Annotated in this window: 20 protein-coding genes; 11 read left to right on the top strand and 9 right to left on the bottom strand. The window is 36.0% G+C overall.

Annotated features, from left to right (window positions below):
• The first annotated feature begins 12 nt into the window (after nucleotides 1-12).
• Entirely contained in the window at nucleotides 13-948 is a 936-nt protein-coding gene (gene accA / locus AC6H33_RS08650; RefSeq protein WP_497604485.1) for an acetyl-CoA carboxylase carboxyl transferase subunit alpha, read from the top strand.
• Nucleotides 949-950: 2 nt separating this feature from the next.
• Here the strand turns inward: accA and AC6H33_RS08645 are convergent, their stop codons facing one another.
• The 5 genes from AC6H33_RS08645 to AC6H33_RS08625 are packed head-to-tail and all read right to left on the bottom strand — an operon-like array spanning nucleotide 951 to nucleotide 5220.
• Nucleotides 951-1751, bottom strand: coding sequence for a 3'-5' exonuclease (locus AC6H33_RS08645; protein ID WP_497604484.1), 801 nt, complete (start codon nucleotides 1749-1751; stop codon nucleotides 951-953).
• Nucleotides 1752-1754: 3 nt separating this feature from the next.
• On the bottom strand, nucleotides 1755-2342 hold the full coding sequence (locus AC6H33_RS08640) for a phosphoribosylanthranilate isomerase (protein WP_497604483.1): 588 nt from the start codon (nucleotides 2340-2342) through the stop codon (nucleotides 1755-1757).
• Nucleotides 2343-2344: 2 nt separating this feature from the next.
• On the bottom strand, nucleotides 2345-2986 hold the full coding sequence (gene rpe, locus AC6H33_RS08635; RefSeq protein ID WP_497604482.1) for a ribulose-phosphate 3-epimerase: 642 nt from the start codon (nucleotides 2984-2986) through the stop codon (nucleotides 2345-2347).
• Between the two features lie 45 nt (nucleotides 2987-3031).
• Nucleotides 3032-4426 (bottom strand): chemotaxis protein CheX, encoded by a 1395-nt coding sequence (locus tag AC6H33_RS08630; RefSeq protein WP_497604481.1) that lies wholly within the window; start codon nucleotides 4424-4426, stop codon nucleotides 3032-3034.
• Complete coding sequence (locus tag AC6H33_RS08625; RefSeq protein WP_497604480.1) at nucleotides 4423-5220, bottom strand: HDOD domain-containing protein; 798 nt, start codon at nucleotides 5218-5220, stop codon at nucleotides 4423-4425. Before AC6H33_RS08625 ends, AC6H33_RS08630 begins: the two co-directional genes overlap by 4 nt.
• Nucleotides 5221-5363: 143 nt before the next feature.
• Between AC6H33_RS08625 and rpmB the strand changes: the two genes are divergently transcribed.
• The 6 genes from rpmB (at nucleotide 5364) to AC6H33_RS08595 (ending at nucleotide 11747) form a co-directional block, all read left to right on the top strand.
• Nucleotides 5364-5552 carry a 50S ribosomal protein L28 gene (gene rpmB, locus AC6H33_RS08620; protein WP_428729123.1) on the top strand — a complete coding sequence of 63 codons (189 nt, stop codon included), beginning with the start codon at nucleotides 5364-5366 and terminating at the stop codon, nucleotides 5550-5552.
• Between the two features lie 18 nt (nucleotides 5553-5570).
• Nucleotides 5571-6707 carry a potassium channel family protein gene (locus tag AC6H33_RS08615; RefSeq protein WP_497604479.1) on the top strand — a complete coding sequence of 379 codons (1137 nt, stop codon included), beginning with the start codon at nucleotides 5571-5573 and terminating at the stop codon, nucleotides 6705-6707.
• Complete coding sequence (gene argJ, locus AC6H33_RS08610) at nucleotides 6700-7878, top strand: bifunctional glutamate N-acetyltransferase/amino-acid acetyltransferase ArgJ (protein ID WP_497604478.1); 1179 nt, start codon at nucleotides 6700-6702, stop codon at nucleotides 7876-7878. The genes AC6H33_RS08615 and argJ overlap by 8 nt, the downstream gene beginning before the upstream one ends.
• 78 nt (nucleotides 7879-7956) lie before the next feature.
• Nucleotides 7957-8769 (top strand): SDR family oxidoreductase, encoded by an 813-nt coding sequence (locus AC6H33_RS08605; RefSeq protein WP_497604477.1) that lies wholly within the window; start codon nucleotides 7957-7959, stop codon nucleotides 8767-8769.
• Complete coding sequence (locus AC6H33_RS08600) at nucleotides 8770-9963, top strand: cytochrome-c peroxidase (protein WP_497604476.1); 1194 nt, start codon at nucleotides 8770-8772, stop codon at nucleotides 9961-9963.
• On the top strand, nucleotides 9960-11747 hold the full coding sequence (locus AC6H33_RS08595) for a multiheme c-type cytochrome (RefSeq protein ID WP_497604475.1): 1788 nt from the start codon (nucleotides 9960-9962) through the stop codon (nucleotides 11745-11747). Before AC6H33_RS08600 ends, AC6H33_RS08595 begins: the two co-directional genes overlap by 4 nt.
• On the opposite strand, the gene AC6H33_RS08590 is transcribed toward AC6H33_RS08595, so the two are convergent.
• From AC6H33_RS08590 to AC6H33_RS08575, 4 genes are all read right to left on the bottom strand, one after another.
• Complete coding sequence (locus AC6H33_RS08590; RefSeq protein ID WP_497604474.1) at nucleotides 11740-12363, bottom strand: trimeric intracellular cation channel family protein; 624 nt, start codon at nucleotides 12361-12363, stop codon at nucleotides 11740-11742. The genes AC6H33_RS08595 and AC6H33_RS08590 overlap by 8 nt on opposite strands.
• The gene (locus AC6H33_RS08585) at nucleotides 12364-12891 is read right to left on the bottom strand and encodes a gamma carbonic anhydrase family protein (RefSeq protein ID WP_497604473.1); all 528 of its coding nucleotides are present in this window, start codon (nucleotides 12889-12891) and stop codon (nucleotides 12364-12366) included.
• A 1-nt stretch (nucleotide 12892) separates the two neighbouring features.
• Nucleotides 12893-14995: an RNA degradosome polyphosphate kinase gene (locus tag AC6H33_RS08580; RefSeq protein WP_497604472.1), complete on the bottom strand. Its 2103-nt coding sequence runs from the start codon at nucleotides 14993-14995 to the stop codon at nucleotides 12893-12895.
• A 108-nt stretch (nucleotides 14996-15103) separates the two neighbouring features.
• Nucleotides 15104-16342 carry an apolipoprotein N-acyltransferase gene (locus AC6H33_RS08575; RefSeq protein ID WP_497604471.1) on the bottom strand — a complete coding sequence of 413 codons (1239 nt, stop codon included), beginning with the start codon at nucleotides 16340-16342 and terminating at the stop codon, nucleotides 15104-15106.
• A 105-nt stretch (nucleotides 16343-16447) separates the two neighbouring features.
• Here AC6H33_RS08575 and yajC point away from each other — a divergent pair, with 105 nt between their 5' ends.
• From yajC to AC6H33_RS08555, 4 genes are all read left to right on the top strand, one after another.
• On the top strand, nucleotides 16448-16714 hold the full coding sequence (gene yajC / locus AC6H33_RS08570) for a preprotein translocase subunit YajC (RefSeq protein ID WP_497604470.1): 267 nt from the start codon (nucleotides 16448-16450) through the stop codon (nucleotides 16712-16714).
• Nucleotides 16704-18269, top strand: coding sequence for a protein translocase subunit SecD (gene secD, locus AC6H33_RS08565; RefSeq protein WP_497604469.1), 1566 nt, complete (start codon nucleotides 16704-16706; stop codon nucleotides 18267-18269). Before yajC ends, secD begins: the two co-directional genes overlap by 11 nt.
• 2 nt (nucleotides 18270-18271) lie before the next feature.
• Nucleotides 18272-19243, top strand: coding sequence for a protein translocase subunit SecF (gene secF / locus AC6H33_RS08560; RefSeq protein ID WP_497604468.1), 972 nt, complete (start codon nucleotides 18272-18274; stop codon nucleotides 19241-19243).
• Nucleotides 19244-19347: 104 nt separating this feature from the next.
• The gene (locus AC6H33_RS08555) at nucleotides 19348-19686 is read left to right on the top strand and encodes a DUF6394 family protein (RefSeq protein WP_497604467.1); all 339 of its coding nucleotides are present in this window, start codon (nucleotides 19348-19350) and stop codon (nucleotides 19684-19686) included.
• The last annotated feature ends 6 nt before the right edge of the window (nucleotides 19687-19692 follow it).

The following is a 19692-nucleotide window of genomic DNA, read 5'->3' as shown; positions in this document are numbered from 1 at the left end:
AAGGAGTCCACTTTGGCAACATATTTAGACTTTGAACAGAAAATAAAAATAATCCAAGAAGATATAATATCTGCACAAGTTCGTCATGATGATGGGCTTGTAGAGTCACTAAAGAAAAACTTAGATAAGGAAGTTTCAAAGATTTTTACAAATCTTTCTCCTTTTCAACAGCTTCAATTAGCTCGTCATATTGATAGACCATATGCTCTTGATTATATCAACTTGCTTATGAGAGATAAGTATGAGATTCATGGGGATAGACATTTCCGCGATGATGCTGCTATCCTTTGCTATATCGGTTATATCGGAGAAGAAAAAGTTGTTGTGATCGGTGAGCAAAAAGGTCGTGGAACTAAAAATAAGATAAAGCGAAATTTTGGTATGCCTCATCCTGAAGGCTATCGCAAAGCGCTACGTGCCGCAAAACTTGCTGAAAAGTTCAATCTTCCTCTTCTTATGTTAGTAGATACTCCTGGTGCATACCCTGGAATTGGTGCTGAAGAGAGAAATCAGAGTGAAGCGATAGCAAGAAATTTGCTAGAATTGTCACAACTTAACACACAAACCATTTCAGTAGTTATTGGCGAAGGTGGAAGTGGTGGAGCTCTTGCTATAGGTGTTGCTGATAGATTTGCAATGATGAGATACTCTGTCTTTAGCGTTATCTCTCCTGAGGGATGTTCTGCTATTTTATGGAATGACCCTGCAAAAGTAGAATCTGCAACAAATGCCATGAAAATTACAAGCGGTGACTTAAAAGAGTTAAATCTTATAGATGACATTATAGCAGAGCCGTTAATTGGGGCTCATAGAGATAGAGATGCTGCTGCTGCTGCTATTGGAGAGTACTTTTTAAGTGAACTTACAAAGCTGCGCCAAATGTCTTCAGAACAAAGAATGGAAGAGAGATATAAAAAACTAACTAGTGTGGGTGCTTTTAGCGAATAAAACTACTCTTGATCCTCAAGTCGAGGATCAAACTTCGGTCTCTTAAGCCTTTTTGCCTCTTTTGAGTATCTTATCAAATCTTCAACCGTTTTTACTTCACTATCTACACTATTTAATGATAATTTAAAAAGCTCATACGTTGTTATAACATCACTCATCGCTCTATGGTGAGTTGCATCAGGATTAAGGTTAAATATAGTATTTAGATATGATAGAGCATATCTATATGATTCTAATGTTCTCTCAGCTAAGGATAGCGAGCATAAACTTCTGTTTAAAAGAGGGGGCAGACCAATCTTCTGCATACTTAAGGAGATGAATTTATAATCAAATTTAACATCATGCGCTATAAAAACAGCGTCGCCTAAGAATGTTCTAAAATCATACATAACTTTTTTTAGATTTGGTGCGTTTAGAGTATCATTTGTTGATATGCCAGTTATTTCTGTTATGTGAGGATTTATTTCATGGCACTCAACAAGAGACTCAAAACGTTCTACAACTAATCCATTTTTAACTTTAAGAGCTGCTATTTCTATTATCTGATGTTTTTCTATTTTTGAGCCGTTTGTCTCAATATCTACAATACAAAAGGTACTCTCTTGCATTGGCTTAAAAGCAGTTGTGAAGTAGAAATGTCCAGCTTGTTTTACGATTTCTAAACCTTGAGAGTGCCAAAGTTGAAGTAAAAAATCTAAATCATCATCTATCTGCTCTTTTAGTGTTTTAAGAGACAAGCCTTTTGTTGAGAGTTTGTGAATACTTTTTGCGTCTAAAGAAAAACTAGGTTCAAGAGAAATCATAAATTATGACTTTGCATTTCTAATAAACTCTGCTACTTTTTGAGAATCTTTTTTGCCATGTGAAATTTCAACTCCACTGCTTACATCTACGCCATAAAATCCATATTTTTTGAGTGAAGCTACATTTTTTGGATCTAGTCCACCAGCTAAAATTATTTTTGAGCAGTCAACTCCGTCAAACCACTCAAGATTTAACCTTTTTCCGCTGCCGCCATAACTCTCACAATAGGCATCTACAAGTCTGTACTCATCACCATATAGTAAAATGTCTTGAGGCTCTTTTGCTCTGATAACTTTTATGTATGGAACGAACAACTGTTCGTATAGTCTACTTGGAGCTTTAAAGTGAATCTGGGCAAGAGTAGCGCCTGATTCTTGGCAGTAAGAGTTGATTACCTGAGCATCACTGTTGACAAAAAGAGCAACTTTTTCTACAAAAGGTGGTAATTTTTTTATAATTTCTCTTGCTTGTGAAGGAGATATATAGCGCGGTGAATCTTCATAAAAAACAAATCCCAAGGCATCAGCACCTGAGATAATTGCATTCATTGCATCTTTATAAGAGGTTATTCCACAAATCTTAGTGCGCATGATTAGATTTTTAGAGACTCAATCGCAGTTTTTTTATCTTTATGTCCAAATACATAACTACCAGCAACTACTATATCAACTCCAACTTCTTTGAGTAATTTAATATTTTTATCACTTACTCCGCCATCAACTTCAATAAGGCATTTTGGATTTAGCTTATCTCTCATTGCGCTTAATTTTTTTGCTTTTGGTAGTACGCTATCTATAAAACTCTGTCCGCCAAACCCTGGATTTACACTCATAAGTAGTACCATGTCCAAATCTGCTAAAAGGTACTCAATAGCTTCAGGAGGCGTATGAGGATTTAGTACAATTGCTGGTTTTATTCCAAGAGAGCGAATTTTTTGTATAAGTCTATGAGGGTGTTTTTCTTCTTCTATGTGAAAAGAGATATATTCGGGCTTAAGTGGAGCAAAAAGGTCAACAAAAAAAGTGTTGTTCTCAACCATAAGATGAATGTCAAGAGGCTTTGTTGCACATGCAGCGATAGCAGAGACAACAACAGGACCAATTGTAAGATTTGGAACAAAATGCCCATCCATAACATCTACGTGTACAAAATCACAACCTGCATCGCAAATAGCTTCAACATCTCTTTGTAAATTTCCAAAATCTGCTGATAAAATACTTGGAGCTACTTTCATCTATTTTCCTTATAATTATTTTGCGATTTTACAGTTTTGTTGCTTTTATCTTGTTAAGAAAAAGAAGAATTTATCGTCGTTAAAAGACAAATCTACCTGTACACCTTTTCTTCCCTCAACAACTTCCATTAAGCTATCAATATCTTGATATGTTCTAGGAAGTGTTATGTTTACGCTTATATTTTCATCCGCAAGAAGAGTTTTTATCTTTCCGCCTACGATATTTACAAGTTCAGCCAATGTATCTAAAATCATCTCTAAGTCATCGGTACTATCACCAATTAAAAGTTCACAAGCTTTTTTTGCAATCACCTTTGGAAAAACCAAGATAACCATGCCATCTATATCTCCATAGTAGCCAATAGAACTTGCAACGTTGTCTTTTTTCTCTTTAATAGCCAAATCGCGTACATTTACGGCCTCTTTGATTGCTTTAGCGCTTGTCATCATCTCTAAAGTGGATACAGTAGCATCTATAAATTTTGGCAACTCTAAGATAGTTTCTTTATTTATGACTCTTTTGTATTTTATATTAGAAGCACTGCTGGCACCAAGCTCTTTTAGAAGCTCTTTATTTTGAAGAATATCATCCATTTGTTCATAAAAGAGTATTCCTGCATCTTCCATCGTCTCTTTAAATGCTATTGGAGTTTTATTAAATCTCATACCCACAAAACAGATGCTCGCATTATATTCAGCTGCTGAACTAGATAGTTTTGAGAAGAAGTTTAGAGCGTGTATGTTCATACTTATAACTTTATATGCATCAAATATAAAGAGTCTAAATCCTACGTTTAGAGAGTTGTTGTGATATTCGATATTGAACTGCTCGCTTATCTCAACATCTAAAAAAGAGGTCACTGTGTAAATTATTGCGTTACCAGTTACTCGCGTTGCTACTTTTTGTCCCATTTGTCCAAGAAATGTTGAATCTATTATGTAGTCATACGCAGCTTTATTATTTTTTTTCTCTTCAAACTCTTCAAATGATTGTGCTATTATTGGATTGTGTCCTCCATCGTGTAGTTCAATTGCCATTGCGGAGCGTTGAGATTTGTCACTGCTATAAATTAAAATATTTTTATTCAAATTTTTAAAACTTGATGAAAATAGATAGGCGATATCTAATGTTTTAAATAATGAAAAGTTAAGTTCATCATGAAAAAATCTCCTCATTGCTTCATATTTTTTTCTATCATAATCGCAAAATCCAACAGTTGCCTGATTCTTTTTACGGATTTTAGAAAAGAGCTTTACAAAAATATCTAAACCGTTTCTATTAAAAAAAATAACTTTTTTTAGTGAAACTAAAATCATGTCAGCTTTTAGATTTATTGCTGATTCAATATCTTCCATACTCATAAATACGTTTGAGCTGTTTGCATCCAAGAAGCCTTGAGGAGAAAAGACCGCAATTCCATTTTTTAATACGGCTTTCATTCGATCTCCATCAGTAAAGCAAAATCATCATATATATCACTAACATATTCAACTTGGAAGTCAATAAAGTCATTCAGTCCAGCTTTGATGAACTCTGGTTGAGAGAGTTTATAAAAAAGTAGAAGATGCATCCATTTTCCAAGAGCATCTACCTTTTTATCTTGAGATGGCTTTACGCCTGAAGCTGCTTGAACAATTGAGCTAACAATACTAGGCATCTCCCACTTTTTAGCAATCTCTTCGCATATATCAAAAAGGCTTACACCAGATAAACGTATTAGAATTGTGTTGTAATCTAGTGCTTTAGCACCTCTTAAGAGCTCCACTTCTTTTTTATTTTGCGCAAAAAGAGCTTCCGTTACAATGATGCTAGCAGGAAGAAGAGAGATAGCTGCATAGATATTGTCATCTTGAATATTAAGACGCATTAAAATAGCTTCCCATCTTTTTGAAAGATTTGCTTGAAGCTCATGAAACAGTGCACTATTTAATTTAAAAAGAGACCACTTGTCTGGGCTAAGTAGTGCAACCATGTAGTTATATACGCTCTGCTGAGATAAAGAGACACCAAGTATGCCAAATATTTGCCCTATATCGCTAACTTCATTTCTAAATCCATAAATAGGCTTATTGACTATATTTTTAAGATATGACTTAAGGGCTAAATCTTGCTCCGCAACCTTTGCTGCTTTTACAAGTTCTCCAATTTTTAAAAGAGAGAGAGTCTCATTTAAAACTTTTGGTGAAGGTGGTATTTTTTCTATAAAACTATCAATATTTTCTTTTGTTATCATTGTTTTTATTAATGCCCCTAAATTTGTTTTATTCTACCCTCATAAGGATAAAAGAAATATTAATTACTGCTACCCTTAAGCAGAAGTTTTGTTTAGGCTTGATATACTTCGCAACTTTAAAAACCTAAATAAGGAAGCTAATTATGGCAAGAAAATGCGCTATTAGTGGCAAAGGCCCAATGAGCGGGAACAATGTTTCACACGCTAAAAACAAAACAAAACGTCGTTTTTTATTAAATCTTAGAACAGTACGTATCACTTTAGATGATGGTACAACTCAAAAGGTTAAAATCTCTGCAAGAGAGTTACGTACACTTAAGAAAAACTCTTAAGTTTAAAAGGACGCTAACTTGAATCTCTTAGAGAAGATTCGAAACTTTCTACATTGGGAGATTTCTCCCAAACCCGCAGTCACACTTAATGACGAACTTTATGCACAACTTCTCCCTTTTAGAACGCCACTAATCTTAATTCAGCTTCTTATGCTTGTTGGAACTTTAGGTTACGTATACATAGAAGATTATACGATAATGGATGCAATCTTTCAAGCTGGATACACCTTTACAACTGTTGGATTTGGTTCGATGAATGAAGGAGAATTTTCAGCAACAGGTCAGATTTTTACAGTAACACTTATTATTTTAGGGTTTACTGTATTTACTTTTGCAGTAGGTATTGTTGTAGAGGTTGTGAGAAAGGGAAAATTATCTAGAATATTAAAGGAGCGAAGAATGTTATACAGTATAGCAAGGCTCAAAAAGCATTATGTAGTCTGTTATCATAATGACTATACGCTTGAAGTTACTAAGCAACTAAGAGAAAACCACATTCCTTTTGTTGTTGTTGACCCAAGAGAAGAGATACATGAATGGGCCGCGGAGCATAACTATACAACATACCTGAGAGCTGAGCCACATGCCGAGCTTACTATGCTAAAAGCGCATCTTGCTTCTGCTAAAGGGCTTATTACATTATCCAGCTCTATGTCCGACAATATAGCACTTATTGCTTCGGTTAGACTTTTTGAAAAAGAGCATTTTCTACCAAGACCTTATTACATAATCTCTTCTGCTGAGAGTGTAAGTGATGTTGAAAAGCTTAAAAAACTCGGCGCCGATACAGTTATATCTCCAACTAAATTAACAGCGCAAAGAATAACTGCAATGGCTGCTCGTCCTGATATGGAAAATTTACTTGAAGAGTTTTTATATAAGAGCGATAATCCACTTGATATGGAAGAAATAGAAGTTCCAAAATATAGTTGGGCAGTTCTTAAAAAGCTAAGAGAAACACATATCAGAGAGATAACAAACACCTCTATCGTTGGTATTACTAAAAAAGAAGGAAAATTTTTGGCAATGCCAAAAGGAGATGTTTTAATTACTAGTGAATGTAAACTTCTCGTAATTGGAACTCAAAAAGATATAAATGTAACAAAAGATTTACTAAGAAAAAGAGATAAGCCAAAGGAGCTCAAATTTGTATAATATAATCTATTCAAGCCTCGGAGTATGCGCTAGTGAAGGTTTTTTTGCTGATGGAATCAGTGCAGGACTTAAAAAAGAGGGTGCTAAAGATATGGCATTTATCTATAGTGAAGATGAGTGCGAAGTTGCTTCTGTTTTTACCACAAACAAGATGTGCGCAGCGCCAATTAGACACTTTAGAGAAATGGGCGATGTTAAATCAAACTTTATAATCATAAACTCAAAAAATGCAAATGCAATGACTGGTAAAGCTGGTATAGAGGATATAAAAGAGGTTCTCTCAAACGCTCCAAAGAGCGTTAAAAATCCTATAATGAGCTCAACTGGAGTTATAGGTGTTAGACTTCCAAAAGCTAAAATCATAGAGGGAATGAAACTTTTTGATTTAAGTAAAAAAGATTCAAGCAGTGCATCAAAAGCTATCATGACAACAGATACATTTCCCAAAGAGATCTCTTTTAACGTAAAACTAGATGACGGAAGCAGTTTCAATATAGGGGCAATTGCAAAAGGTGCTGGGATGATAAATCCTGCAATGGCAACTATGCTCTGCTTTATAACAACTGATGCAAAAGTAAGCAGAGCTGAGATGCAAGAGACTTTAGATGAAGTGGTAAAAACAACTTTTAATGCCATTAGCGTTGATGGAGACACTTCAACAAATGACACTGTTTTACTTTTAGCAAATGGTAGAAGCGGTGCGTATAATAAAGAGGCATTTAAAGAGGCGCTATTTAAAGTTATGCACTTTTTAGCGTTAGAGATGGTTCGTGATGGAGAGGGTGCAACAAAGCTTGTAACTTATAAAGTGAGCGGTGCTAAAGATGATAGAGATGCAGAGATAGCAGCAAAAGCACTCTCTGACTCACTGCTTGTTAAAACTGCACTCTTTGGAGAAGACCCAAACTGGGGAAGAATAGCTTCTACAATAGGAGCTAGTGGAGTTGAGGCTTATGAAGAGAAGCTAAAAATTTCATTTGACAATCTTTGTGTTTATGATAGAGGAGAGATACTCTTTGATGCAGAGATGGAGAAAAAATGTGCAGTTATAATGCAGCATCAGAAGTTTACTATTTCGTGTGATTTAGGCGTAGGCGAGGGCAGTTTTAAAGCTTATGGCTGTGATTTAGGACATGAATACGTTAAGATTAACGCTGATTATAGAACATAACCTCTACTTATTGATAAAGAGACTTGATTGATACTCATTTTTTTCATATACTAAGCTATATAATTAAAGGAGTTTCACATGTCAAAAGTAATTTTAATCACTGGTGCCACGTCTGGGATGGGTGAACTTAGTGCTAAACTTTTAGCAGATAACGGATATATAGTTTATGCTGGTTCAAGAGATTCAGCGGTTGCAGGGGGAAGCGGAAATCTAAAGCATATCTATATTGATGTTACAAAAACGCAAAGTATAAAAGATGCGGTTGCAACTATTATAAAAAATGAGGGCAAGATTGATGTTCTGGTCAATAATGCTGGGTATGGGCTTTTAGCAACATTGGAAGATGGAACTGATGAGGAGATATTTAATCAGTTTGATGTAAATGTTTTTGGAGTTATTAAAACCACAAGAGAAGTTCTTCCTCACATGCGAGAAGCAAAGTGTGGAGTTATTATCAATCTTAGCTCATTTTTAGGCAAAATGGGGCTTCCTCTGCTTTCACACTACAATGCTTCAAAGTATGCAGTAGAGGGGATTACTGATTCGCTTAGATTTGAGACACTCCCTTTTGGAATCAGAGTTCACTCTGTTGAAGCTGGGCTTTTTGGCACAAACTTTGTAAAAAAAGGTTTAGTTGCAAATGCTCAAACAACATCTGAAAATTCGCCATATAAAGATTTGGTAGCTCATTTTGTACCGATTGTGGCAAAGGCTATAAATGAAGGACCTTCAGCGCAGCCAATTGCAGAGGCTATAAAGATGATAATAGAAGATGAAAATGCTCCTATCGCTGTGCCTGTTGGTGTTGAGGCTACAACGTTTGTTCCTCTTAGAAAAGAGCTAAGCAATGAAGCTTTTGAAGATAAAGTAAAAGCAACTTTTGGAATTTAGATGAAAAGGTTGCTCTTTTATACACTTATACTCGCACTTACAGTTGTGAGTATAATTTTATCTATCGCTTATTTAACGCCTCCAAAAGTTATACCAAAATATAGTGATGATAAATTAAGAGAGTTAGCATTATCAAAAGGGCTAAAGCCTACTCCAAATAGTTATGAAAAGCTTTTAGAGCTTGTTGATGATACATCAAACCCAATGAACGCTTCAAAAATAGCGCTTGGAAGAGAGCTGTTTTTTGATACAAACCTATCAAAAAATGCTAAAACAAGTTGTTCCACCTGTCACTCTTTTGATAAAGAGCTCAAAAATAGAGGCGCAATGTCTAAGATGATTTCTTCACGTGAGGAGCAGACAAACAACTGCGTGGCGTGTCATCTAAGAGATCAAAGCGGAGTTGATAGGTTTACCTTCTCAGAGGGCGATAATCATGAACCGCACCCATATCTTTTAAACACACAAACTGTTCTAAACAGTGCTTTTGCAAAACACTTTACATGGAGTGGCGAAGTTAGCACTCTAAGAGAGCAGAGTAAAAACTCTTTTTTGGCTTATCACAAAATGAATATATCAGCACAAGAGCTTGAGCAAAGAGTTATGAAGAGTGAAAAATATAGAAAAATGTTTAGTGATACATTTCAAGATGCTATTACATTTGAAAATATCAACAGAGCTATCGAGGTTTATCTAAAAACTCTAGTAACCAGAGGCGCGTATGACAGATTTTTGGAGGGTGACAACTCTGCTATGAGCAGTGACGCAAAAAGAGGTTTGGCAAACTTCATCGGTTTTGGATGTAAAGGGTGTCATAGCGATATATCGCTTGGAGGACAGAGTATTCAGAGATTTCCGCTTAGAGATTTTGCACAAGTTTATGATTTAAAACCAAACTTTGAGCTATTTCCAGAGTTTAGAAGGTTTGAGAGTGAATTTCCATTTGAAAATAGCGGTGGATTTTTAGGTAAAAACAAAGAGCATCTATTTCGTGTTCCGATTTTGAGAAATGTAACAAAAACCTCTCCTTATTTTCATAATGGGGCAGTGCCAAAGATAAGAGAGGCGGTAAATGTTATGGCAAAACATCAGCTTGGACGCCATTTAACACTAGAGCAGATTGATGAGATAGTTGCATTTTTAAGAACGCTTGAGGGCGATATAGTAGAGTATGATGTAAGTGAGAGCAGATGAGAACAGTAATAAAGATTTTGCTTTTTGTGATGTTTATCTCAGGAGTGCTTCAATGGAAGGTGATTGAGATGGCTTGGGAAGATTTTAGAGTCATTCAGGTTTTACATATTTTAAGCTCAATTGCAATTTTATCTCTGCTTGTTCCATTTATTTATAGACATATTCGTAGATACTATTTTATAAAAAAAGTAAATAGTGCGAACGGTTGGGCACTTTTGGCTCTTTTTGTGCTTTTGATAATGAGTGGATTTTATCTCTTTTTAATAGGCAACAGAGGCGGAGATATAGTTGGAATACTCTCTTTTAACATCCATCTTTATGGCTCATTTTTGTTAATAGTTCTTTTTATATCACATGCTTTTTTTACAGAAAAGAAGCTTATCGTTTCTGTTGGACTTCTGTTTTTAATCAACCCGCAAACCGCACACTCCGCTCAAATGCTATCAAACATAGAAGTAAATAGCACACGAAGCTATCATAGTGAAGATTGGACATCTTCTGCTAAGTGTAAATCGTGTCATAGTGAGATATTTAGGCAGTGGAGTAACTCAAACCATAAACATATGGTTGGCTCAAATCCATACTATATGGTTATGGAAACTTTAGCTGGGGAAGCCGAAGGAGATGGCTTTCGCAAGTGGTGTATGGGTTGCCATAACCCGAGCGCTCTCTTAAATGGGCATGAAAAAACTACTCACGACATGGAGGGGAACTTCTTGCGTGATGAACTTTTTGAAAAAGATGCAGAGAAACTGAGTAAAGATTTTAAAGAGCAAGATAACTTTAGACTTGAAGAGGGTGTCTCATGTGTTACATGTCATAGAATTACAGATGCAAGTAGTAAAGGAAATGCCTCTTATACAGTTACACTTGAGCGAAAAAAATACGCATTTGAAGATAGCAAGGCACCGCTTGGGCATTGGTTTAGCGAGAAACTTATCAACTCAAATCCAGAGGCACACAAAAAAAGCTATATGAACCCACTCTATAAAGAGAGCAGATACTGTGCGTCTTGTCATGATGAGTCTCATCCGATAAATGGCATCGCGATTGTGTCAACATTTAAAGAGTGGGAAAAATCTGAATATAACAATCCAAAAGATAAGAGTAAACATAAAAGTTGTATAGATTGTCATATGACAAATCTAAAAGATGCAAAACTCTCGCCACTGCGGGGAACTTCAACTGATGGCGGTGTTATAAAAGAGGATGTAAAAGTTCACTACTTTAGCGGTTCAAACCACTTTTTATCTGGGCTAAAAGATAAGAAAAATGAGGAGCAGACTATTGAACTGCTTAAGAGTTCTGCAAAACTTGATGTTGAGGTAAAAGATAATATTTTAAGTGTTGGAGTTACAAATGTAGGTGCAGGGCATCATCTGCCAACTGGAGTTGCAGACTTTAGAGAACTCTGGCTTGATGTTGAGGTAAAAGATAGAGATGGCAAAGTTCTATTCTCAAGCGGAAAACTAAAAGAGGATGGAAATATAGAAGATGGAAGCAGACTCTTTCAAAAAGTTTTTGGAGATGAGAATGGCAAACCAGTAGGGCTCCTGTTTTGGAGATATAAAACGCTTTTAAGCGACACTAGAATAGCAGCTAAAGAGAGAAGAGTTGAGAAGTTTGAACTTGCAGAAGATATTAAACATCCGTTTAGCGTTAGTGTAAAGCTCAACTTTAGAATTTATCCTCAATGGACTACTGATGCTGTTAAAAAAGTTTTTCCTACACTTCCAAACCCGCCTGTAGTAGAGCTTATGAGGATAGAGAAAGAGTTTAAATAGAGGAGCTGTTTAGTTTTGGCAGATGCCACCCTTTTTTGTATGCGATAAGTCTTAGCGCAATGCTAAAGAGAGCGGTTGTGATGATACTGAACTCATTTATGGCATTAAAAAAGTTTAAAGTGCCAAGCAGAAGAGCGACTATTACAGCGATTGAGCCATAAAAATCACTAATTAGTACAGTTGGAACTTCATTTATCATAATATCTCTTGTAACCCCTCCGCCAACTGCGGTTATAAAGCTCAAAATCACTATGCCAAAGAAGTTATACTCAGCGTTGATTGCCAGAAGTGCGCCAGTGATGCTAAAGGCTACAAGCCCAATAGTATCACTTATGACAAACATCCATTTTCTCTCGATTGAACTCTCTTTGTAGAGTTTGAATATGTAAGCTACAAAAATGGTTATGACGAGAGTAAGAGCAGGGTGGATATATGTAAAAGCGTAAGGCGGTGCGCTTAGAATTGCATCTCTGATTATACCACCGCCAAGGGCAGTAAGAGCAGAGGCTATAAGTATGCCTAGTATGTCAAGATTGTTTTTGATAGCGATTAAAAAACCACTTATTGTAAACGCTATGATGCCAATAATATCTGCAAATATAAAGTATTCAGGCATCTATTTTTGATAGTGAGATTTAAACTCTACATATCTTGAAGCAGAAGCGTAAAGCTCTTTTACTTCATCATCACTTAGCTCTCTTACAACTTTTGCAGGGCTTCCCATGATGAGTGAGCGAGGAGGAAAAACTTTGTTTTTTGTTACAAGTGCATCAGCTCCTACAATTGACTCTTTGCCGATAACTGCGCCATCAAGTATGGTCGCGCTCATCCCGATAAGACAAGCGTCTTGTATTGTACATCCGTGAAGCATTACGCGGTGTCCTATGGTTACATCATTACCGATTATGGTTGGATGTCCATCACTTCTATCAGCTTTTTTATGATGAGTTACATGCACCATGCTCAAATCTTGTATGCTTACTCTATCGCCTATCTTTATGTAGTGAACATCGCCTCTGACAACCGTTCCAAACCAGATAGAGCAATCTTCTCCGCACTCAACGTCACCAATAACATCAGCTGATGGTGCTATCCAGCTGTTTTTTCCAATCTTTGGTTCCATATCTTTAAAAGGGTAAAGCATATTATGCCTCCTCGCTAAATATATTTACGATTATCTGATCTATTGCAGAGCTGCTATCTTTTGCAACAGCCTTTGAGACCTTGTTTACATACTCTTCAAGCATAACGTGGTTATTTATCGCTTTAGTATCTTCTTGTTGTTTTACTTTTATGTATGAGCCATCACTTTGCAACTCATGAGCTAAAGAGTTGTCAGCACATTGAAGTTTTAATATCTGAATAATTTTCTCTTTTGCTTTTGGGTCTTTAATCGCAGTAAGAAGCTCTATGCGTCTTGTTAAGTTTCTAGGCATCCAATCCGCACTCGAGATGTAGATTCCAGCTTCATCATTTTTAAAGTAAAAAGCTCTTGCATGTTCTAGATATTTTCCCAAGATAGAGATAACTCTGATGTTTTCACTCACACCCTCAACACCTGGTTTTAAACAGCAGATTCCACGAACGATAAGGTCAACTTTTACTCCAGCCTGACTTGCTTTATAAAGAGCACGTATAACATCATCATCAACTAAAGAGTTTAGTTTTGCGATAATTCTTCCATCTGTTTTCTTTCTAGTCTCATTTTGGATAAGAGAGAGAATCTTTGGTTTGATTTGAGATGGCGACATGTATAGCTCATTAAGTTTGCCCTTCTTGCTAAAACCTGTAAGAAAGTGGAAAAATCGGGTCATATCGCTAGTTATCTCATCTTTGCTTGTTAGATAACTCATATCTGTATATATTTTAGATGTTGATGGGTTGTAGTTTCCAGTGCCTAAGTGCGCATACTGTTTTAGTTTGCCATTTTTCTTTCTTGTTACAAGTGTCGCTTTTGCATGTACTTTAAAGCCTTTGATGCCGTAAATTACGTGTGCTCCAGCTTTTTCAAGTGCTTTTGCCCAGATAAGATTGTTCTCTTCATCAAATCTTGCTTTTAACTCAACCATTACAGTTACCTGTTTTCCAGATTCACTTGCTCCCATAAGAGCTTTTACTATTGGAGAGTCAGTTCCTGAACGGTAAAGAGTCATTTTTATAGATACAACATCAGGGTCTTTTGCTGCACTTTGAATCAGTTTTACAACAGGGTCAAAGCTTTCGTATGGATGGTAGAGTAAAATATCTTGCTTCTCAAGAGTGCTAAAAATATTGTCACTTGTATCGAGTGGCGGAAGAGTTTTTGTTTTAAATGGTTCTGAGAGCAGATGTGCAAAATGTTTGTTTGAAACTATCTGCCAAAGGCTTGAGAGATTTAAAAAAGTGTGAAATTTAAAAATGTCATCTTTGTATACATTTGTATGACGATTAAAGAAGTTAATAATCTCATCATCTCCGTCACTTCCCACTTCAAGCCTTACCATAGCTCCTTTTCTGCGGAGTTTTAGACCCTCTTCAAGTATCTCTAAAAAGTCGTCAGCCTCCTCTTCTTCAATCTCTATATCAGCATTTCTAGTAACTCTAAATGATGCAAATTTTATCAAAGAATAACCTGGGAAAAGCTCCTCTACATGTTGCGCAACAATGCTCTCTATAGGAATATAAATGTTGTTTTCAAGTTCTATAAATCTCTCAATAACACGAGGAATACGAATGATACCAAATCTCTCAATAGCTATATTGTCGCTATCTTTTAGTTTGACAATAAGGCCAAAGCTAAGGTTATTTAAGTGTGGAAACGGGTGCGTTGCATCCACTGCGATAGGAATAATAACAGGATAGATGTTTTCATTAAAATATCTGTTGAGGTAGTTTCTTTGGTGTTGATTTACCTCGTGATACTGCTTGACGCTTATCCCCTCAGGTTCAAGTTTTTTTAAAATTCCATTCATACAATGTTCAACAACTTGCTGTTCTTGATGAAGATATTTTCTGATTTCACGCAACTGTTGAAGAGGCGTCAGTTTGTCGGCACTTGAGACTATGATACCTGCGGCAAAGAGCTTTTTTAGCCCTGCAATTCTAATCATATAGAACTCATCTAAATTTGTTCCATAAATCGCTAAAAATTTAAGTCTCTCTAAAAGAGGAAGTGATTCATCTTGTGCTTGTTTTAAAACTCTTGTATTAAATTGGAGCCATGATATTTCACGATTGTTATAAAGGTCTGGGTTTTTAAGGTTTAGCATTGAGAGAAAAACTCCACATAATTATTTTTTCTCATTATATCAAAGAAAGGTTACTATACTATTGCAACGCACTTTCAAAGGCGGAGTTAAGAAATATTTATACTAACTCTATTTTATAATTCCGCTACCGCTCCAGTTTGCTGAGTGATATATTGTAGTTCCATTTTTTCTAGCATAAAAACGTATAAGAAGTTTTTGAAGAGTTGGCTCAATGGAAGGGTAGAACCAAGCGTTATTGCTAGTTGCTAAGACGAAATTTACATCGCCCTCATATATCTCTGCTCTTGTGGCTTCATAGCATATGGCATTTCTAAACTTTACACCTTTTATGATGAAATCAGTTGGTGTTGCGGCTGTTTTAAAATCACTTGCTCCTGCAAAAAATAGCTTATTTATAAACTCTCTTGCAAATTCTGGAAGTGGTATATACTCGCCAAAAGGAACAAGTATCATTTTCTTTGCGATGCTAAAATTGCCCTCTTCAAACATATATGTTACGTTGTAGTGAAGTTCATCCTCTTTAAGAAGTGTTCCTGCAACGATAGAAATGCCATAAGAGAGCTCTTTGAGTTGTTCTAAAACAGTGGGTGCTCTGTTCATATAAAAAGGGAAAACAGACTCAGGAAGAACAACTAAATCATAACCTTCATCTTTTGCTTTTTGGATTTCGTTATATATAAGTCTGATGGTAGCGCTTACATTTTCTTGTTTCCACTTTTCATCTTGTTTGATGTCAGTTGCAACCAACTTTATTTTTAGCGGAGCATCTAGCTGTTGTGGTTGGCTAAAGTTTATGGCTAAAAATAGTAGCAAGAGTGGAGCGTATTTGTAAGTTTTTTTAGCGTACTGAACTAAAGTAAAAGAGAGAAGAATAGTTGCAAATTGGTACTTATATATGCCGATATAACTATCCACAAAAAGAACCTCTGGCTGAAGCCAGTTAAAATCCACAGGTTCAAAAAAAGTAAGAGCAAATAGTAAAATCGCTCTTATAGCTACATTGTTACTTAATGCTAAAACCCCAAAAAAGAGCATATAAATAACAGCAAAAGCAAATGTTATAAGTGGGGTTAAATAGCCTACTCCATTATATTTGAAGCTATATCCAATCCAGTAAAACCACAAAAGACCTATAAAAAAACCAGCAACTAAAACAGCTCTTTTTGGTATATATAAAAGAAGCGCAATTGCACAAAGTCCAAAAATTGTATTTAAAAATTTAAGTGTGATTCCAAAGTGTTCTAAATATAGAAATGCACTAAATAGAAGTGCAGTTATAACTCCAAAATATAAATCAAATAACTTATGGTTGTATCTATCTCTTAGTGTTTGTATCTTTTGTGTCATGTTTTCTCTGTTTTGTTTTTGGCGCAAATTATAGCAGTATTGTGTCTTTGGTTAAGATACTTTTTGTATAATTGTCGCATTTTATTTAAAGGAAGACCCTATATTATGGAAATATTAAGTCAGTTATTACCGTTCGTATTTTTAATCGCAATCATGTATTTTGTGATTATCCGTCCACAACAAAAAGAGGCAAAAGCACGTCAAGAGATGATAGTAGCGCTTAAAAAAGGCGATAAAGTAATCACAGCTGGAGGACTTATAGTTGTTGTTTACAAAGTCGAAGAGCAATTTTTAAGCGTTAAGATAAACGAAGAAACAATTGTAAAAATGACAAAAGATTCTGTTATTAGAAAGCAAGAGGATGAAGCTTAATTATCGCATAGTAATATTTGCTTTTGCAATAGTTTTTGGTCTTTTTTTCTCGCTCCCTTCAATCCTTCAAACACAAGAGGGAAAAAAAATAACGTTAGGACTTGACCTTCAAGGCGGTCTACATATGCTTCTTGGTGTAAAAACTGAGGAGGCTGTAAAATCTCGTATAAAATCAATCGCAGCTAGTATTAAATATCATAGTGAAAAAGAGGATATTCTAATAGATTCTCTCTCTTTTGATGAGAACAGCGTAGCCTTTTCTCTTATAGACAAAGATGACTCTAAAAAAATACAATCTTTTTTACATGAGATACAAGGCGCAGTTGTCACTGCTGCTGGGGAAAACATATCTCTAACTCTTAGTTCTCAAGAGATTGCAAGAACAGAAGAACAAGCTATCTCTCAAGCGATTGAGACTATAAGAAACAGACTTGACCAGTTTGGTCTAACTGAGCCAATCGTTGCACGTCAAGGTGAAGAGAAGATACTTGTTCAGTTAGCAGGTATCAAAACTGCAGAGGATGAGCAGCGTGCTCGTGAGCTTATATCTCGCTCAGCAAAGCTTGAACTTATGGCAGTTGATGAAGATAGAGCGGCTAGAGTAAACAGTATGGGCAAGAGTGATGCAGCCTCTTATGGAGATGTAATCCTAGACGATGCAACTAATCCAAACATAAAACATCTTGTCCGTGAGATACCGATTCTAGATGGCGGAATGCTTACAGATGCAAATGTTGGGTTTGATCAAAATAATCGTCCACTTATAACTTTCACACTAAATGCAGAGGGCGCTCAGATATTTGGAGATTTTACTGCAAAGAGTGTTGGAAAACGTTTAGCTGTTGTTCTTGATGGCAAAGTCTATTCAGCTCCTGTTATCAATGAGAGAATTGGCGGTGGAAGTGGTCAAATCTCTGGAAACTATACAGTTATGGAAGCAAAAGATTTATCAATTGCTCTTCGTTCGGGCTCTCTTTTAGCTCCAATTTACTTGATGGAAAAACGATCAGTTGGCCCTAGTTTAGGGGCTGATAGCATTAAAGCAAGTATGATGGCGCTTATTGGTGGGTTCGCTCTTGTTATAGGCTTTATGGTTGTATATTATAGAATGGCTGGAATAATCTCAAATATTGCATTGATTGTAAATATTTTGATAATACTTGCTGTAATGAGCCTCTTTGGAGCTACGCTTACTCTGCCTGGTATGGCTGGTATAGTTCTGACTGTCGGTATGGCAGTTGATGCCAATGTTATTATTAATGAGCGTATTCGTGAGCTTCTTCATCAGGGCTACTCTATACAAAAAGCCATAGAAGAGGGCTACGCAAATGCAATGCGTGCGATTTTGGATGCAAATATTACGACGCTTATTGCAGCAGTGGTTTTATATGCTTATGGAACAGGGGCTATCAAGGGATTTGCTGTAACCATAAGTATAGGTATTTTAGCTTCAATGCTAACTGCAATACTAGGAACTCATGGAATCTATGAGATGTTTCAAAACAGAATCCAAAAAAGTAAAAACAACCTCTTTTGGTTTGGGATTAAGGGGTAATTATGGAATTTTTTAGACAAACAAGTGCTATAAATTTTATGGGTAAATCGAAACTTGCGATGATTTTTTCTATCGTTATGGTTTTGAGCTCATTTGTAATTCTCTCTACAAAAGGACTTAATTACGGCGTTGACTTTGCTGGTGGTACAATCGTTCAAGTTAAGTACAAAGGCGATGCACCAATAGATATGATGCGAGAGAAATTAAGCACAAATCAGATTTTTGAGGGTGCTTCTATTACGGAGTTTGGTTCTGCTGATGAAGTTGTAATTCGTATGAGAACAACTAGCAGTGATGTTGTAGTAGACGTTGGCGATGTTACAAAAGCCGCACTTGTTGGCACAGGAGAGTTTGAGATAAGACGTGTTGATATAGTTGGTCCAAAAGTTGGCAGTGAGCTAAAAGAGAAGGGAATTATGTCTCTTGTTTTAGCAGTTGCAGGGATTTTAATCTATGTTGCATTTAGATTTGAGTGGAGATTTGCACTATCTTCAGTTTTAGCTCTCGTTCATGACGTCTCTATTGCTCTTGGTGCAATCGCTCTTGTAGGCTTAGAGGTAAATCTTGATGTTTTAGCTGCACTTCTTACGATTTTGGGATACTCTTTAAATGATACGATAATTGTATTTGACCGTATTCGTGAGGGTATAACAAATACAAGGGACGGTGAGTTTGCAGAGATTATTGATGACTCTATCACTAGCACTCTCTCAAGAACAACACTTACTTCTTTAACTACGTTATTTGTTGTATTTACTTTGTTTGTGTGGGGTGGTGAAATTATTCATGCCTTTGCATTTACTCTTTTAGTCGGTATAGTTGTTGGAACATACTCATCTATTTTTGTTGCCTCTCCAACTCTTCTTGCTCTTGGATTTGATGTGAAAAAATATCATGTCAATCTTTCAGAGAAAGCAAAAAGAGAAGCAGAAAAAGACAAAATGAGATCACAGTTTGAATCTGGGGTTATGTAAATTTTTTTGAACTATGCTAAAGCGACTGAACTAAGAGCTTCAGTCGCTCCTTAAGATACTTTTTGTATAATCCACACAATTTAATTTTAAACTAAGGCGTTAATATGGATTGGGGCAAAGTAATATATGTGTTTTTTTCATTGATGAGTTTAACATCAATCGCAGGGTTCTTGTATGAGCATAGTTCTGCAGCTCTTTTTGTTGCGGGCAGTTTAAATCTAGTATCTACTTTCTTAAAAATCGGTGTAAGAAATCTTTTATCCGCAGAACTTTTAGCTTCATCTTTAGTTGCAGACCTTCACCTTATACCAGCATTTATCTATCTTGAAGTTGTTGGAAATTTGGAGTGGGCGATAGCACTATCAATCGGAGCACTAATAGCAAATCTATTCTCAGTTGGTCTTGTATATATTGAGAGCTCAAAAAATCGTGATGAGTATTAGGAGATA

The sequence above is a fragment of the Sulfurimonas limnophila genome, from assembly GCF_059705345.1.
The sequence above is the reverse complement of the archived record's forward strand: the minus strand, read 5'-3'. Positions and strand labels throughout refer to the sequence as shown.

Excerpts from the sequence above, each read along its gene's own strand:
- rpe (WP_497604482.1), bottom strand. The coding sequence starts at position 2,986 with ATGAAAGTAGCTCCAAGTATTTTATCAGCAGATTTTGGAAATTTACAA.
- AC6H33_RS08645 (WP_497604484.1), bottom strand. The coding sequence starts at position 1,751 with ATGATTTCTCTTGAACCTAGTTTTTCTTTAGACGCAAAAAGTATTCAC.
- AC6H33_RS08605 (WP_497604477.1), top strand. The coding sequence starts at position 7,957 with ATGTCAAAAGTAATTTTAATCACTGGTGCCACGTCTGGGATGGGTGAA.
- AC6H33_RS08600 (WP_497604476.1), top strand. The coding sequence starts at position 8,770 with ATGAAAAGGTTGCTCTTTTATACACTTATACTCGCACTTACAGTTGTG.
- AC6H33_RS08580 (WP_497604472.1), bottom strand. The coding sequence starts at position 14,995 with ATGCTAAACCTTAAAAACCCAGACCTTTATAACAATCGTGAAATATCA.
- AC6H33_RS08640 (WP_497604483.1), bottom strand. The coding sequence starts at position 2,342 with ATGCGCACTAAGATTTGTGGAATAACCTCTTATAAAGATGCAATGAAT.
- AC6H33_RS08575 (WP_497604471.1), bottom strand. The coding sequence starts at position 16,342 with ATGACACAAAAGATACAAACACTAAGAGATAGATACAACCATAAGTTA.
- AC6H33_RS08595 (WP_497604475.1), top strand. The coding sequence starts at position 9,960 with ATGAGAACAGTAATAAAGATTTTGCTTTTTGTGATGTTTATCTCAGGA.
- AC6H33_RS08590 (WP_497604474.1), bottom strand. The coding sequence starts at position 12,363 with ATGCCTGAATACTTTATATTTGCAGATATTATTGGCATCATAGCGTTT.
- yajC (WP_497604470.1), top strand. The coding sequence starts at position 16,448 with ATGGAAATATTAAGTCAGTTATTACCGTTCGTATTTTTAATCGCAATC.
- AC6H33_RS08555 (WP_497604467.1), top strand. The coding sequence starts at position 19,348 with ATGGATTGGGGCAAAGTAATATATGTGTTTTTTTCATTGATGAGTTTA.
- secD (WP_497604469.1), top strand. The coding sequence starts at position 16,704 with ATGAAGCTTAATTATCGCATAGTAATATTTGCTTTTGCAATAGTTTTT.
- AC6H33_RS08625 (WP_497604480.1), bottom strand. The coding sequence starts at position 5,220 with ATGATAACAAAAGAAAATATTGATAGTTTTATAGAAAAAATACCACCT.
- rpmB (WP_428729123.1), top strand. The coding sequence starts at position 5,364 with ATGGCAAGAAAATGCGCTATTAGTGGCAAAGGCCCAATGAGCGGGAAC.
- secF (WP_497604468.1), top strand. The coding sequence starts at position 18,272 with ATGGAATTTTTTAGACAAACAAGTGCTATAAATTTTATGGGTAAATCG.
- AC6H33_RS08630 (WP_497604481.1), bottom strand. The coding sequence starts at position 4,426 with ATGAAAGCCGTATTAAAAAATGGAATTGCGGTCTTTTCTCCTCAAGGC.
- AC6H33_RS08585 (WP_497604473.1), bottom strand. The coding sequence starts at position 12,891 with ATGCTTTACCCTTTTAAAGATATGGAACCAAAGATTGGAAAAAACAGC.